12 protein-coding genes are annotated in these 14,810 nt (G+C 75.3%); 5 read left to right on the forward strand and 7 right to left on the reverse strand.

Features of this window, described 5'->3' with window-relative positions:
• Window positions 1–11 precede the first annotated feature (11 nt).
• On the forward strand, window positions 12–1,655 hold the full coding sequence (locus ACIPW5_RS19365; RefSeq protein ID WP_401246119.1) for a bifunctional phosphatase PAP2/diacylglycerol kinase family protein: 1,644 nt from the start codon (window positions 12–14) through the stop codon (window positions 1,653–1,655).
• Here the strand turns inward: ACIPW5_RS19365 and ACIPW5_RS19370 are convergent.
• Window positions 1,640–2,215, reverse strand: coding sequence for a hypothetical protein (locus tag ACIPW5_RS19370; RefSeq protein ID WP_401246121.1), 576 nt, complete (start codon window positions 2,213–2,215; stop codon window positions 1,640–1,642). The genes ACIPW5_RS19365 and ACIPW5_RS19370 overlap by 16 nt on opposite strands.
• A gap of 190 nt (window positions 2,216–2,405) precedes the next feature.
• On the opposite strand from ACIPW5_RS19370, the gene ettA reads away from it, so the two are divergent.
• The 3 genes from ettA to ACIPW5_RS19385 are packed head-to-tail and all read left to right on the forward strand — an operon-like array spanning window position 2,406 to window position 5,263.
• Window positions 2,406–4,070: an energy-dependent translational throttle protein EttA gene (gene ettA / locus ACIPW5_RS19375; protein ID WP_401246123.1), complete on the forward strand. Its 1,665-nt coding sequence runs from the start codon at window positions 2,406–2,408 to the stop codon at window positions 4,068–4,070.
• Window positions 4,071–4,079: 9 nt separating this feature from the next.
• Complete coding sequence (locus ACIPW5_RS19380) at window positions 4,080–4,547, forward strand: acyl-CoA thioesterase (RefSeq protein WP_401246125.1); 468 nt, start codon at window positions 4,080–4,082, stop codon at window positions 4,545–4,547.
• Window positions 4,544–5,263 (forward strand): hypothetical protein, encoded by a 720-nt coding sequence (locus ACIPW5_RS19385; protein WP_401246127.1) that lies wholly within the window; start codon window positions 4,544–4,546, stop codon window positions 5,261–5,263. The genes ACIPW5_RS19380 and ACIPW5_RS19385 overlap by 4 nt, the downstream gene beginning before the upstream one ends.
• 13 nt (window positions 5,264–5,276) lie before the next feature.
• On the opposite strand, the gene ACIPW5_RS19390 is transcribed toward ACIPW5_RS19385, so the two are convergent.
• On the reverse strand, window positions 5,277–5,681 hold the full coding sequence (locus ACIPW5_RS19390; protein WP_401246129.1) for a globin: 405 nt from the start codon (window positions 5,679–5,681) through the stop codon (window positions 5,277–5,279).
• A 109-nt stretch (window positions 5,682–5,790) separates the two neighbouring features.
• Here ACIPW5_RS19390 and ACIPW5_RS19395 point away from each other — a divergent pair, with 109 nt between their 5' ends.
• Window positions 5,791–6,783: a methyltransferase domain-containing protein gene (locus tag ACIPW5_RS19395; protein WP_401246131.1), complete on the forward strand. Its 993-nt coding sequence runs from the start codon at window positions 5,791–5,793 to the stop codon at window positions 6,781–6,783.
• Here ACIPW5_RS19395 and ACIPW5_RS19400 read toward each other — a convergent pair.
• From ACIPW5_RS19400 to ACIPW5_RS19420, 5 genes are all read right to left on the reverse strand, one after another.
• Window positions 6,780–7,721, reverse strand: a complete 942-nt coding sequence (locus ACIPW5_RS19400) for an FHA domain-containing protein (RefSeq protein ID WP_401246133.1) — start codon at window positions 7,719–7,721, stop codon at window positions 6,780–6,782. The genes ACIPW5_RS19395 and ACIPW5_RS19400 overlap by 4 nt on opposite strands.
• 46 nt (window positions 7,722–7,767) lie before the next feature.
• Window positions 7,768–9,096 (reverse strand): VWA domain-containing protein, encoded by a 1,329-nt coding sequence (locus ACIPW5_RS19405; protein WP_401246134.1) that lies wholly within the window; start codon window positions 9,094–9,096, stop codon window positions 7,768–7,770.
• A 41-nt stretch (window positions 9,097–9,137) separates the two neighbouring features.
• Window positions 9,138–10,403, reverse strand: a complete 1,266-nt coding sequence (locus tag ACIPW5_RS19410) for a PP2C family protein-serine/threonine phosphatase (protein WP_401246135.1) — start codon at window positions 10,401–10,403, stop codon at window positions 9,138–9,140.
• Between the two features lie 294 nt (window positions 10,404–10,697).
• Complete coding sequence (locus tag ACIPW5_RS19415; protein ID WP_401246136.1) at window positions 10,698–13,505, reverse strand: tetratricopeptide repeat protein; 2,808 nt, start codon at window positions 13,503–13,505, stop codon at window positions 10,698–10,700.
• A complete protein-coding gene (locus tag ACIPW5_RS19420; protein WP_401246213.1) occupies window positions 13,502–14,761 on the reverse strand; it encodes a hypothetical protein in 1,260 nt (419 codons plus the stop codon). The genes ACIPW5_RS19415 and ACIPW5_RS19420 overlap by 4 nt, the downstream gene beginning before the upstream one ends.
• Between the last annotated feature and the right edge of the window lie 49 nt (window positions 14,762–14,810).

The raw sequence follows: 14,810 nt of genomic DNA on the forward strand, positions 1-14,810 counted from the left end.
AGTGGCGAGAGGTGGCTGATCAGAAACTGACCTGGCGGGGCACCCCCGCGGCATGGGACCGGCACCTGTTCGACCTGGTGGCCCGGCGGCACTGGCCCGGGGCCGAACGGGTGCTGCCCGCCCTCGGCCGGGCGGCCAACCACGGGGTGCTCTGGGGCGGGACCGCCGTCGCGATCACCGCCCTCGGTTCGTCCCGGGCCCGCAAGGGGGCGCTGACCGCCGCCGCCTCGCTGGCGCTGGCCTCGGCGACCGTCAACACCGTCGGCAAATGGTCCGTGCGCAGGCCCAGGCCCCTGCTGGAGGGGGTGCCCACGGTGCGGCGGCCGGCCGTGCCGCCGTGGACGACCTCCTTCCCGTCCGGGCACTCCGCCTCGGCCGCGGCCTTCGCCACCGGACTCGCCCTGGAATCCCCCGGGTGGGGGGCCCTGGTGGCCCCGGTGGCCGCGTCGGTGGCCTTCTCCCGGGTCTACACCGGCGTGCACTACCCGTCCGACGTGCTGGCGGGCGCGGCGCTCGGGGTCGCGGCGGGCTTCGCCGTACGCGGCCTCGCGCGGCGCGCCGAGCGGGCGCGGGCCGTCCCCGGCGACGAGCGCCCGGCGGCCGGGGCGCCCGCGCTGCCGGACGGGGCCGGGCTGACGGTCGTGGTGAACACCGCGTCCGGCACGGCCGACGGCGCGGGGCTCGACGTACTGCGCGAGCGGCTGCCGGAGGCGGAGGTCGTGGAGTGCGCGGGGGAGGAGGTGGAGGCCGCGATGGCGGCGGCCGCCGCCCGGGCCGAGGTGCTCGGCGTGCTCGGGGGCGACGGCACCGTCAACGCCGCGGCGACCGCCGCCCTGCGGGCCGGGGTCCCGCTCGCGGTGTTCCCCGGCGGCACCCTCAACCACTTCGCGCTGGACCTCGGCATCGCCGGCCCGGAGGACACCTGCCGCGCCGTCGCCGGGGGCGAGGCGGTCCGCGTCTCCCTGGGCCGCATCACCCCGTCCCCGGCCGCGGCCTCCGGCACGGGTCGGGGCACCGGCCCCGGCCCTGCGGGCGACCCCGGCCGCGGGCCGGCCGCGAGAGGGGGCTCCGGCGGGGCTCCGGCCTCCGGCACCGGCTCCGGCACTGGCTCCGGCACCGGCACCGAGCCGGCTTCCGGTGTCGGCGGGGTGGGTGGGGAGGGGGTCCGGTACTTCCTGAACAACTTCAGCATCGGGGCCTATCCCGAGCTGCTGCGGCACCGGCTGCGGTGGGCGCCGCGGATCGGCGGCGGGCCGGCCGCGGTGCTGGCCGCCTGGCGGGTGCTGCGGGCCGAGCGGCCCGTACGGCTGACCCTGGCCGGGCGGCCCCGGAGCGCGTGGCTGCTCTTCGCGGGCAACGGCACCTACCAGGGCTCCGGCCCCGCCCCCCGCCGCCGGGCCGGCCTCGGCGAGGGCCTGCTCGACCTGCGCGTCGTCCACGGTGGCGGCCGCCCCGGCCCCCGGCTGCTGGCCGCCGCGTTCGCCGGCCCGCTCAGCCGGTCCCCCGTTCACGTCGCCACCCGGCTGCGGACCCTGCACGTCGCGGACATCCCGCCCGGAACCCCGCTCGCCTACGACGGCGAGTACGCCCGGGCCCCCGCCGCGCTCGTCCTCGACGCCCTCCCCGACGCCCTGGTCGTCTACCGGCCCCGCTGAACCGCGGTGTCCGTCCCCAGGTCGGCCCGCATCACGGCGCGCATCTCCCGCCACCGCTCCCCGAGCCCGAGCAGCTCGGCCTTGAGGGCGTCGAAGGAGCCGTCGGGTGCCGGGTCGCCCTCTTCCAGCCGCAGGACCCGGTAGAAGGCCCCGGCGAGCCGCTCGGTCGTTTCGTCCAGCTCGGCCACGACCGCCCCGGAGCCGACCAGCTGCGCCTCCGCGAACGCCAGGTGCATGGTCTGCCGGGCGGCCTCCAGGGCGGCCCGGCCCTCCGCCCCGGCCTCCGCGGTGGTGTCCGGCCGGTGGACCAGCCACAGGAAGTTCATGAGCTCGATCCGGTAGCGCCGGTACCCGGCCAGCGCCGCGACATAGCAGGCCCGGCGGACGTCCAGCTCCGCCACCCGCCGCTCGCGCCGCCACTGGCCCTCGGCGATCCGCTCCTGCCGCTCGAACTGCTCGGACTGGACCCGGCCCACGAGCCGCTGCGTCAGCAGCGGAGCGAAGAGCGTGCCCGCCGTTCCCATGAGCGCTATCGCCAGCGGCAGCGGCCAGCCGTCCACAAGGACTCCCCCCGGAGCGTGGTGCCCGTACTCGTACGCGTACTCGTAATACCAGTGGTACTCAGGGTCATCCTGCCCTGGCCGGGGGCCCGCGCGGCCTCCGGGGGACCCGTACTGGTTTCCCCCGGGGGATGGACGTACGGCAAGATGGGGTGTATCTGCCCACCATCGATCTGCCGGACGGTTTCTCTTGGCTGAGTTCATCTACACCATGCGCAAGACGCGCAAGGCGCACGGCGACAAGGTGATCCTCGACGACGTCTTCCTGAACTTCCTGCCGGGGGCCAAGATCGGCGTGGTCGGCCCGAACGGCGCCGGCAAGTCCACCGTCCTGAAGATCATGGCGGGCATCGAGCAGCCGTCCAACGGCGACGCCTTCCTTTCCCCGGGCTACTCCGTCGGCATCCTCATGCAGGAGCCCAAGCTCGACGAGTCCAAGACGGTCCTGGAGAACGTCGAGGACGGCGTCGGCCCGATCAAGCAGAAGCTCAACCGGTTCAACGCGATCGCCGAGGAAATGGCGACGAACTACACCGACGAGCTGATGGAGGAGATGGGCAAGCTCCAGGACGACCTGGACCACGCCAACGCGTGGGACCTCGACGCCCAGCTGGAGCAGGCCATGGACGCCCTGGGCTGCCCGCCCGGCGACTGGCCCGTCACCAACCTCTCCGGTGGTGAGAAGCGCCGCGTGGCCCTCTGCAAGCTCCTGCTGGAGGCCCCCGACCTGCTGCTCCTCGACGAGCCCACCAACCACCTCGACGCCGAGTCCGTGAACTGGCTGGAGCAGCACCTGGCCCAGTACAAGGGCGCCGTCGTGGCCGTCACCCACGACCGCTACTTCCTCGACAACGTCGCGGAGTGGATCCTCGAACTCGACCGCGGCCGCGCCCACCCCTACGAGGGCAACTACTCCACCTACCTGGAGAAGAAGGCCGAGCGCCTCAAGGTCGAGGGCAAGAAGGACGAGAAGCGCGCCAAGCGCCTCAAGGAAGAGCTGGAGTGGGTCCGCTCCAACGCCAAGGGCCGCCAGGCCAAGTCCAAGGCCCGTCTCGCTCGCTACGAGGAGATGGCGGCCGAGGCCGACAAGATGCGCAAGCTCGACTTCGAGGAGATCCAGATCCCGCCGGGCCCGCGCCTGGGCTCGATCGTGGTCGAGGTCAACAACCTCTCCAAGGCGTTCGGCGACAAGGTCCTCATCGACGACCTGTCCTTCACGCTGCCGCGCAACGGCATCGTCGGCATCATCGGCCCGAACGGCGCCGGCAAGACCACGCTCTTCAAGATGATCCAGGGCCTGGAGACGCCGGACTCCGGCGAGATCAAGGTCGGCGAGACCGTCAAGATCTCGTACGTCGACCAGGGCCGCGCCAACATCGACCCCAAGAAGACCCTCTGGGCGGTCGTGTCGGACGAGCTGGACTACATCAACGTCGGCAACGTCGAGATGCCGTCCCGCGCCTACGTCAGCGCCTTCGGCTTCAAGGGCCCGGACCAGCAGAAGCCGGCCGGCGTCCTCTCCGGTGGTGAGCGCAACCGCCTGAACCTCGCGCTCACCCTCAAGCAGGGCGGCAACCTGCTGCTCCTCGACGAGCCCACCAACGACCTCGACGTCGAGACCCTGGGCTCCCTGGAGAACGCGCTGCTGGAGTTCCCCGGTGCGGCCGTGGTCGTCTCCCACGACCGCTGGTTCCTGGACCGAGTGGCCACCCACATCCTCGCCTACGAGGGCGAGTCCAAGTGGTTCTGGTTCGAGGGCAACTTCGAGTCCTACGAGAAGAACAAGGTCGAGCGGCTCGGCCCGGACGCCACCCGTCCGCACCGCGCCACCTACAAGAAGCTCACCCGGGGCTAGGTCACGGTCATGGCCAGACACCACTACCGGTGCCCCCTCCGCTGGGCGGACATGGATGCCTTCGGGCACGTCAACAACGTGGTCTTCCTCCGCTACCTGGAGGAGGCGCGCATCGACTTCATGTTCCGCCTGGCGCCGGGAGAGGGCAGCGAGTCCTTCACGGGCGGCTCCGTCGTGGCCCGTCACGAGATCGACTACAAGCTGCCCCTCGTGCACCGGCACGAGCCGGTGCTCATCGAGTCCTGGGTGACCCGGATAGGTGCCGCGTCCCTGACCATCCGCTACGAGGTCAAGGACGAGGCGACCGAGGACGCACCGGAGACCGTCTACGTGCGGGCCGAGACGGTCGTCGTGCCCTACAACCTCGCCGAGGGGCGGCCCCGCCGCATCACCGCCGAGGAACGGCACTTCCTGGAGCAGTACCTCGACCAGCCCGAGAAGGCTCCCGCGGCCGCCGAAGGGCGCATCGCGGCATGAACGGACAGCTGCGCCTGGCCGACTCCGGGGAGGCGGCGGACCTCGCCGCCTTCCTGGGCCGGCTGGTGCACTACGACCGCGCCGCCGCCGTACGCCTCCAGGCGGCGGCGGGCGGCGGCGCGCTCGCCGTCTTCGGACGGCCGCCCTCCTTCGAGGTCCTGGCCGTCCGCACGGCACGCCTCGCCGAGCCCCCCGCGACCCCGCTGGACGTCACCGTCTCCGCGGGCGAGCTGCTGGAGGCCGTCGACGAGAGCGGCGCCGCGGTGACCGTTCCCGGCCCCGTCACCGGCCCGCCCTGGGCCGGGGTCCTGCCGCCCCGCGGCGGCTGGCAGCCCGTTCCCGGCCTGCCCGCCCCCGAGGCCGTGCGCGCGGCCGTGGCGGCCGCCGTCGCCGAGTTCCGCGCCCGCGACGAGGCCCTGCCCCCGCAGCACCGGACCCGCTCCGAGCGGGACCGCATCGGCCGCGAGATCTGGTCGCGGACCCTGGGCGACACCGAGCTGCCGCTGCGCGCCGTGCACGCCGCCCAGTCCCTGGGCTTCCTGCGCCCGGTACGCACCCCCGTGCCCGCCGGCGCCCCCGGCGCGGGCGCCCCCGCCCCGGTGGCCCTGTTCGCCTCCGGCGGCTGGCTGCGGCTCAGCACCCCGTACGGGTCCGTCGCCACGCGCCGCCCCGGCGGCACCGGAGGGCTCGGCACCCTCCAGGTACGGCCGGTCTGACGGTTCCGGGCGGTCAGCCGGCGGTGTTGATCATCGAGGCGGCCGCGTAGGTCAGGTACCGCCACAGCTGCGCCTCGTGCTGCGGGGCGAGCCCCAGCTCGTCCACCGCCACGCGCATGTGGGCCAGCCACGCGTCGTGCGCCGCCGCGTCCACCTGGAACGGCGCGTGCCGCATGCGCAGGCGCGGGTGCCCGCGGTTCTCGCTGTACGTCGTCGGGCCGCCCCAGTACTGCATCAGGAACAGCGCGAACCGCTCCTCGGCGGGCCCGAGGTCCTCTTCCGGGTACATCGGGCGCAGCAGCGGGTCCCCCGCGACCCCCTGGTAGAAGCGGTGGACCAGACGGCGGAAGGTCGCCTCGCCGCCCACCTGCTCGTAGAAGGTCGTCTCCTGGACCGTGCTCTGCGCGTCGTCATTCACCCGACCATCGTCTCAGACGCCCGGACGGAGGACCCCGGTCCTAGGTCCACCGCTGCCCGCCCCCGGCCGCGGGGTCGCACCCGGGGCCCGCCCGCAGCACAGTGGAGACATGGGCACGGCGAAGGCCGCGGAGAAGGACCTGCGGGAGACGGCGCACGCCGCCCAGGTACGGGAACTCACCGCCGCCGGCGTGCTGGAGGACCCGGCCTGGCGGGCGGCCTTCACCGCCGTGCCCCGGCACCTGTTCGTGCCGTGGTTCTGGACCGGCCGCGGAGCGGGCCACGAGCGGCTGTGGGACGAGGACCCGGACCCCGAGCGGCGGGCCCGCTGGCTGCGCGGGGTGTACGCCGACGCCCCGCTCGCCACCCGGCTGCGCGACGGCGAGCTCGTCTCCTCCAGCAGCCAGCCCTCCCTGATGGCGAAGATGCTGGACGCGCTCCGGGTCCGCGACGGGGACAACGTGCTGGAGATCGGCGCCGGCACCGGCTACAACGCGGCCCTGCTCTGCCACCGGCTCGGCGACGGCCTCGTCACCACGGTGGACCTGGACGAGGAGATCACCGAGTCGGCGCGCTCCCACCTGGCCCGGCTCGGCTACCGGCCCGCCGTGGTCACCGGGGACGGCGCGCGCGGCTGCCCCGCCCGGGCGCCCTTCGACCGGATCCTGGTGACCTGTACCCTGCCGCTGATCCCGCCCGCCTGGCTCGGGCAGTGCCGGCCGGGGGCGCGGATCCTGGCGCCGCTGTCGACCGGGCTGATCGCGCTGACCGTCCGGGACGCCGGATTCGCCGAGGGCCGCTTCCTGCACACCCCCGCCTACTTCGTCCCGCTGCGCGGGGCCACGGCCGCGCCGGGGCCGCCCGGCGCGACCGGGCCGCTGCACGGGATCCCGTACGAACTGGTGGAGAACGAGCGCTTCCAGTTCCTGCTGGTCCTGACCGCGGACGTGCTCCACCCGCGCGAGGCGCTCGACCTGTGGCGCGGCGAGGGCCGGCCGGCCCGCGAGCGGTTCGGGGTCACGGTCACCCCGGAGGGGCAGTGGGCCTGGCTCGACGATCCCCAGGGGCCCTACGTCTGGCCCCTGGGGGAGGGCGGCAACTAGCCGAGGCGGACCGTGATGGTGGTCCAGGCGCCGACGTGGACGCGGTCGCCGTCGGAGAGGGGCACGGGCACGTACGGCTGGATGGGGTCCTCGCCGCCGTTGATGGTGGTGCCGTTGGTGGAGTTCTGGTCCACCACCGCCCAGGTCAGGTCCGGCTGCTGGACCAGTACCGCGTGCTGGTGGGAGACGCCCGGGTCCTCCGGCGGCACCGACAGGTCGATGTCCGGGGACTCGCCCGTGGAGGCGCGGCGGCGGCCGATGGTGATCTGGCCGCCGGAGAGCGGGAGGCGCAGCTCCGGGGAGTACGCGGGCAGGTTGAGCGCGGCAGCCTCGGGACCGCTGCGCTGCATCATCGCCATGAAGTACGAGCGGTCCGGGCCGATCGTCGCCGACCAGGAGCCGCCGCTGCGGTCCGGGGCGGCGAAGGGCTCCGGCTGCGACGGCTGCCGGTGCTCGGGCTGCGGCGGGGCGGGCGGTGCCACCGGCGGCGGCGGTACGGGCTGCTCCTGCGAGGGCGGCTGGAGCAGCCAGTCGTCCTCGCCCTGGAGCGGCTCCGCCGGGCGGTTCACCCGCGAGGGGCGGGAGCCCTGGTACTCGAAGTGGTCCTGGGAGAACACCGGCTGGGGCGGGGCCGGCGGCGGGGGCGGCGGTCCGGCCGCCGCGCCGGTGCCGGCCGGGCCGGGGCCCGGTACGGGCTCGGTGGTGTACGGGGTCGCCGAGCGGGTGAGGAAGTTGTACCGGCACTCCTCGCAGAACGGGGCCATCGCCTCGCGCGGGGTCCGGCACTGCGGGCACAGTTCGGCCTGGGCGGTCGGCTCCCCGCCGGTGGGCGGGAAGCCGTAGCCGTAGGAGGATGCAGCGGGGGCGGTCATGCGGAGGCCGCAGACCTCGCACCAGTCGTCGGAGGCGGACTGGTGGCCGTTCGGGCAGGTCGGCATCGCGGCGTTTCCCCCTTTTTCCTGCGTCATCGCGTCAGGCTTCTTCTCAGGTCTTCTTCACTCGGACGGTCTGCGTCGAACGCGTTTCAAGGGTCATCTCGTCGGCATCGGCGACCTTGGCCTTCAGCCGCACAGTACCCGCCACCGCGTCCACGACATCCACCACCTTCGCGAGCAGTTTGGCGGTGTCGGCGTTCCCGGAGGCGCTCGCCAACTGCACGGCCCGGCCCAGCTTCGCCGTCGCGCTGTCGACATCGCCCATTTTGCGGGCTTCCAGGCCCTGCTGGATAGCCTCCGCGAGCTCCGCCTGACCCGTGTAGTGCGCCACCTGGGGGCTGATGGCGGTCGAGGCCGCCAGGTCGTCGGTCCACACCGCCCGGACCAGACCCTGCGCGAGCGGGGGCCGCGGCTCGCCGTCCGGCCCCGGCAGGACCAGCGAGGCGCGGGCGGCCAGCATCTCCTGGCCCACGGAGCCGCCGGGCACCCGGACGCACACGTGGTACTCGCGGGACTCGTCGCCCCACGACCCGGTCGGGTAGTCCCCGGCCCGCGGGCCCGCCTCGGTACGGCGGCCCGTCAGGTCGTGCATCGAGGGCGAGACCTGCTTGACGTACTGGACCTCCGCGCCGACCGGGGTCCACAGGCGCAGCGCGACGTCCGCGACCTCCTTGCCCATGACCTGCTCCATCATGCGCGTGAAGTCCTCGGCGAGACGGGCCGGATCGGCGACGATGTCGGCGGACCCGAGCAGCGCGCTCGCGATCCCGGTCACCTCCTTCACCTCCCAGTCCGTGCCCACCCCGCGGGCGTCGCAGGTGAAGCGGCCGGCGCAGGCGTCGAGGGTGGCGCGCAGCACGGCCGGGTCCTCGTGCTCGTTGCGGCCGTCGGTGAGGAGGATGCCGTGCCGGATCGACGCCGGGGTCCGGCGCAGCAGGCCGTCGGCGAGCCGCAGCCAGGTCCCGATGGCCGTGCCGCCGTGCGCCTGCAGGCCGCGCAGGGCCTCCTTGGCCTGGGCGCGGGTGACGGGCCCGGCGGTGGCGAGGCCGCCCTGGCCGGGGTAGACCTCCCTGGCCTCGTGCGTACCGGCGATCACGGCGAAGGCCGTGCCGTCGCGCAGGGTGTCGATCGCGGCGGCGGTGGCCTCGCGGGCGCCGCGCATCTTGTCCGGCGGGTACTCCATGGAGCCGGAGCAGTCCACCATGATCACGACGGCGGCGTCCTGGCCGCCGGGCGCCTGCGCGGCGGTGGCCGTGGCCCCGCCGGTGGAGGTGACCGTCACGATGGCGTGCACGTCCCGTCCGCCGTCGGGCAGGAACTCGTTCTGGTACACCTCCACGCTGAAGCGGGGTGCGCTCGGCTTGGCGAAGTTCGCCATCGGTCGGTCTCCTCCTCCGGTCCGGTTGGGGCGTCGGGTGGTCAGGCCTGCGGTTCCGCTTCGGATTCCGCTTCGGGTCCCGCCGGTGCTTCCGCGGGGTCCTGCGCCGGGCCCGCGAAGGGCACGACGGCGACGGTGATGTTGTCATGGCCGCCCCCGTCCAGGGCGTGCCCGACCAGGACCTGCGCGCTGTGCAGCGGCCGGTCGGCGGCGTCCGCGGGCAGTACCTGCGCCATCTCCCGCGCGGACTCGGCGTAGTTCCACAGGCCGTCCGTGCAGACGACCACCACGCCGGGGTGGTCCGGTCTGAAGCTGGCGGTGTGCGGTTCGAGGTCGTACGCGTCGGCCCCGAGCCAGCCGGTGATGGCGTGGGCCCGGACGTCGGCGTAGGCCTCGGCCTCGCCCATCAGGCCCGCCGCGACCATCTGCGCGGCCCAGGAGTCGTCCTCGGTGAGCCGCTGGGCCAGGGCGGCCCGGTCGTCCGGCACCCAGTAGGCCCGGCTGTCGCCGACCCAGCCGATGGTCAGCACACCGCGGCTGACGACGGCTCCGACCAGGGTGCAGGCGGGCGCGTTCTGCGCGCCGGGGGTCGGCGGGGCCAGCGCGGTCACCGCGGCGGCCGCCGCGAGGATCGCCCCGTGCATGGCCTCCGCCGGGTCGGCGCCGCGCGGGAGGGCGTCGAGCAGTGCCTCGTTGGCGGCACCGGCGGCGGCCGCCGAGGCCTCGTCGGGGCGGCTGGCGGAGGAGACGCCGTCGCAGACGATCGCCACGGTCGCGGCGGAGCCGTCGGGCAGGGCGGTGGCCGACACGGCGAAGGAGTCCTCGTTGCGGTGGTGGCGCAGGCCGCGGTCGCTGACGGCGGCCACGCTGCAGAGCTCCTCCTCCAGGTGGTCCCGCTCGCGGGGCTGCGCGTGGCCGCAGTGCTCGCAGTACCCGTCGGTGTCCACGTGCCCGGCGCGGCAGGCGACGCAGGTCCGGCCGTCGCCCTGCGGGGCGGCGGCGTACGGGTCCTCCTGCGGGGCGGCCGCGTACGGGTCTCCGCCTGCGGTGCCGGGCGGGTCGTGGCGCACCCCGTCGTCACCCCGCGGGGAGTCGGGGTAGGGCACTTCGGGGCCGGTGGCGGCGGCCCAGGGGGCGTCCGGGCCGGGCTCGCCCTCCCAGCCGGGCGCGGGCACGCCGTACCCGGCCGGGGTCCCGCCGTAGCCGGGGGCGGAGTACGAGGCCCCCGCCGGGACGGGCGCGGGTGCGGGCTCGGCACCCCCGGCCGCCGGGGCGGCGTACCCGGCCTCCCAGCCGGGAGCCGTCACGGGAGCCGGCGGGGCGGGAGCCGGCACCGGGGCCGGAGGGACTGCGGCCGGAGCAGGCGGGGCCGGAGCCGCGGCCGGCGGGGCCGGGGCCGCGCCCGCCGGGGGGCCCGCCGGGGGCTCGTGACCCGTCCGGCCCGCCGCGCCCGCGGTCGGCGTGACCGGGAGGGTCGGGGTGGGATCCGCGTCCGGAGGCGCGGCCGAGAGGGCGTATCCGCATACGCCGCAGAAACGGTCACCCTCCTCCAGGGGCTCCGCGCAGCTGGGGCAGCCCGACAGCCGATGCATCGACATCACTCACACCCACGTCCGGGGACGGAAACGGTTTGCCCGTTCCACCAGTTCGATCCGCTCCTCGCCCCGCTGCGCCAGCCGGGCGAGGACGCGGTAGGAGCGTTCAAGGCCGAAGCGCAGCCCCCGCTCGTCCAGTTGACTGCCGAGCAGCGAGGTCCGGCCGGGGTCGGCACCCCGGCTACCCGACAGTACCCAGTCCAGGGCGGCGCCCAGAACCTCCGTCGCCAGCCGCTCCTGACGCTCCGGATCCAGGCCGAACCGCCGCAGCGCCTCCACCTGGTCGGACGCCGCCGAGAGGTCGGCCAGCAGCTCCTCGTGCGGGGACCGGTCGCGCAGGCGTGCCCGTACCGCCGCCACCCGAGCGGCGGTGTAGTGGATCGACGCCTCCGGTACGGATTCCAGGGTGCGCACCGCCGCATCCCGGTCGCCGGCGGCCAGTTGGACCCGGGCCAGCCCGAAGGCCGCGCTCACGAAGCCCGGGTCGGTGATCCAGACGAGCCGGTAGTACTCGGCGGCGTTGTCCAGCTGGCCCAGGACCTCCGCGCACAGCCCGAGGGCCAGCTTCGGCGCCGGCTCGCCCGGGAAGGCGTCGTAGACGGCGTCGAAGGACAGGGCCGCTATCTCGTCGTCCCCGGTGGCCAGGGAGGCGATCCCGCGCGCCCACACCACCCGCCAGTCGTCCGGATGGCGGGCCTCCAGCTCGGCCAGGGCGTCGGCGGCCACGGCCAGTTCGCCCAGTTCGAGCCGGGCCCGCAGCTCCCGCAGCCGCAGCTCCGCGGAGTCCGCCGGGGCCGCGGTCAGCGCGCCCAGCAGGTCGGCGGGCGCGGACGCGAGGAGTCCGGCGAGGAAGCCGGCATTGGGGTCGGCCGGGTCCACCAGCGGCACCGGCAGGGCGAGCGCGGTGTCCCGGGCGTCGAGCACCGCGAGCCCCGCCGCGGCCGGCGCGGGCGTCCGGGGCTCGGTGAACGGTACGAACGCCGGCGCGACGGCCGCCGCCGGAGCCTGCCGGGGCCCCGGCACCGGAGCCCCCGCGATGTGCGTGGCGGTGGTCCCGAGCGCGGGCAGCGCCCCGCCGCCGGGCGCACCGGGCACCGCGGCGGCACCGGTCCCGCCCGGGCCCACGGCCCCGGCCGGAGCCCCGGCCCCCGCGCCCCCGGCCCCGACCTCGGGGACGGCCGGAGCGGCCGCGCCCGCCGGTACGGCCGCCGGAGCACCGCCCGACGCGGGCACCGCACCGCCGGAGCGCCGGCCGAAGAAGGGGAACCCGCCCCGCCCGGGGGCCACGGAGCGCACGCCCAGCCGGGACACCTCCGTCCCCGGCGCGTCCTCGTACAGCTCGGTGTCAGGGACGCGCAGCTCCGGCCCGAAGAGGGTCGACAGCCACGGCCGGGGCCGGCCCGTCTGCAGCGCGACCACCTCCCGCAGCACGCCCGTCAGCTGGTCCGCCATCTCCTGCGCCGACGCGAACCGCCGCCCCGGATCCGGATCCGTCGCCCGCACCAGCAGCCGGTAGAACGACTCGTACCGCTGGAACACCTCGATGTGCTCCGGATCCGGCAGCGAGTCCACGAACACGTTCGTGTAGCCCTGGAAGTCGAACGTCAGCACCGCCAGGGTGCGCGCCACCGTGTACAGGTCCGAGGCCACCGAGGGCCCCAGCTCGGCCACCTCCGGCGCCTGGTAGCCCACCGTGCCGTAGATGGCCGACTCCTCGTCGTCCATCCGCCGCACCGCACCCATGTCGATCAGCTTCAGCTGGTCCTGCTGCTGGATCGCGTTGTCGACCTTGAAGTCGCAGTACAGCAGGTTGCGGCTGTGCAGGTGCCCGAGCGCCTCCAGGGCCTCGATGCCGTACGCGCACGCCTGCTCCACCGGCAGCGGATCGCGCCGCCCGTCCGGCCGCCGCCGCTCGTTGGCGATCTCCTTCAGCGACTTGCCGCCCACGTACTCCATGACGATGTACCCGTCCAGCGAACCCGTCCGCTGGTCCAGGTGCTCCACGAAGTTGTAGATCCGCACGATGTTCGAGTGCTCGATCTCCGCGAGGAAGCGCCGCTCGGAGATCGCCGCCTCCATCGCGTCCTGGTCCCCGGTGTCGAGCAGGCCCTTGAGCACCACCCACCGGTCCGACACCGCCCGGTCCACCGCCAGGTAGACCCAGCCCAGCCCGCCGTGCGCGAGGCAGCCCGCCACCTCGTACTGGCCGTGCACCACGTCCCCGGCGCGCAGCTTCGGCACGAAGGAGTACGGGTGCCCGCACTTGGTGCAGAAGCCCTCCGTACGGCCCGGCCGGTCACCGCGCGACCGGCCCACCGGCGCACCGCAGTCCGAGCGCGAGCAGAACCGCTTGCGCTCCGGCACCTCCGGGTTCTCCAGCACCGCCGCCGAAGGATCCGGACGCGGCACCTCCGGCACGCTGACCAGCCCCGCGCCCAGCCGGCTGCGCCCCGACGAGGACGCCGCCGAGCCCGAACTGCGCACCGACACAGACCGGGTGGACGCGGACCCGGGCAGCGAACGCGACAGCCGCCCCGACACCGAGCGCCGCGAGGAGGAGGACCGCGAGGACCGCGAGGAGCGGGCCGACGCCGACGAGCGCCCCGAGCCGCGCGAACCCGCCGACCCCCGGGAGTCGCCGTGCCGGGCCGCGCTCGTCATCCCCGTCGGCGGCGACACCAGTTCCTCCGCGCCCGCCGCGACCGCGCCCACCGGAGCGAGCCCGCAGGTGTCGCAGTACACCTCGCCGCCGCCCATGTCCTCGTACGCCCCAGGGCAGCCGGGACGAAGGCAGGGCGATCCGATCAGGCTCATGCCTCCTCCTCCCCCGACCGCTCGGGCCGGTGGTCCTGCGGCGCCAGCGCCTCCGCCGTCGCCTGCTGGTAGCGCCACACCGCCTGCTCGGCGGCCCGCAGGTCGCAGGGCGCGCTCCACAGCATCCGCCGCGCCGCGTCGTACCGCTCGGTCAGCAGCGGGTCCTCCGCCAGGCCGTGCCGGGCCGCCTTCGCCCGGTACGCGTCGAGCCGCCCGCGCAGTTCGGCCCGGACCGCCAGCGGCGCCGTCACCGCGGTCAACGATTCACGGGCCCGGCGCAGTTCCTCCTCGGCCCGGTCCTCCAGCGCGTCGAGCAGCGGAGAAAGCCGGTGCCACTGCGACTGCCGCCGGTACTCGGCGGCCGCCGCCAGCTGCTCCTGCAGGGCCGTCGGCGGACCGCTGACCGCCGGCACCTCCGACGCCGCGATCTTCGCCAGCACCTCGCCGCGCGCCGTCCGCGCCTCCGACAGGGTCCGGTCGGCCCGCGACAGCACGTCCCGCACCGCGATCAGCCGCTGCTCCGCGTCCTGCCGCACCGTCAGGACCGCCTCGACCTCCCGCCGTACGTCGTCCAGCGCGCGCGCCGCCCGGTCGTAGCGGGCGGTGTCCGGACGCCCCCCGCCCGGGGCGGAACTCCCCGCCACCGCGACCCAGAAGGCCAGCGGGTCGGCGATCACCGCCGCCCGCAGCTCCGCCAGCTCGGCGGTGATCTCCTCCAGGTCGTCCCCCGAGGGGTGCTCGCCCGGCCGGACCCCCACCGAGTGCGCCAGCGAACGCGTCCGGTGCAGCTCGGCGGAGAGCAGGTCGATCCGCGCGGGCAGCGCCGACCACACCGCGTCCGCGGCGACCACCACGTCCAGCGAGGCCGCGTACAGCTCGTTCATCCGGGCCACCAGCTCCGCCAGCGAGAAGCGCTCCGCCAGCGCCGCGCCCTCCATCCCGGCCCCGGCGATCGTCACCCCGGGCCCGCGCAGCCGTTCCGTCAGCTCGGCCAGGTCCTCCCGGCTCGGCCAGCGGCGCCGCTCACGGATCTCCCGGGCCGCGGCGAGGGCCCCGCTGTACGCGTCGAAGTACGTCCACAGCCGGGTCACCGACGCGTCGGCGGCGGCCCACCGCTCCTTGGTGACCCCGCTCAGCGCGGCCCCCTCCAGCAGCCGCCGGCCCGCGTGGTCCTGGAGCGCGAGCAGGGAGGTCTCGACGGCCTCGTGCTCCGCACCCAGCCGCGCCAGCGCACGGTCCACGTCGTCCCGGTCCATCACCGCCGGCCCCGCCCCCGGTCCGCCCGCACGGAACCCGCCCGCGTGG

This window comes from Streptomyces sp. NPDC090077, assembly GCF_044747545.1.
In the GTDB taxonomy this organism is placed as follows: Bacteria; Actinomycetota; Actinomycetes; order Streptomycetales; family Streptomycetaceae; genus Streptomyces.

Coding starts and splice junctions, on each gene's coding strand:
- ACIPW5_RS19380 (WP_401246125.1), top strand. CDS start 4,080: ATGGCCAGACACCACTACCGGTGCCCCCTCCGCTGGGCGGACATGGAT.
- ACIPW5_RS19385 (WP_401246127.1), top strand. CDS start 4,544: ATGAACGGACAGCTGCGCCTGGCCGACTCCGGGGAGGCGGCGGACCTC.
- ACIPW5_RS19395 (WP_401246131.1), top strand. CDS start 5,791: ATGGGCACGGCGAAGGCCGCGGAGAAGGACCTGCGGGAGACGGCGCAC.
- ACIPW5_RS19400 (WP_401246133.1), bottom strand. CDS start 7,721: ATGCCGACCTGCCCGAACGGCCACCAGTCCGCCTCCGACGACTGGTGC.
- ACIPW5_RS19405 (WP_401246134.1), bottom strand. CDS start 9,096: ATGGCGAACTTCGCCAAGCCGAGCGCACCCCGCTTCAGCGTGGAGGTG.
- ACIPW5_RS19415 (WP_401246136.1), bottom strand. CDS start 13,505: ATGAGCCTGATCGGATCGCCCTGCCTTCGTCCCGGCTGCCCTGGGGCG.
- ACIPW5_RS19420 (WP_401246213.1), bottom strand. CDS start 14,761: ATGGACCGGGACGACGTGGACCGTGCGCTGGCGCGGCTGGGTGCGGAG.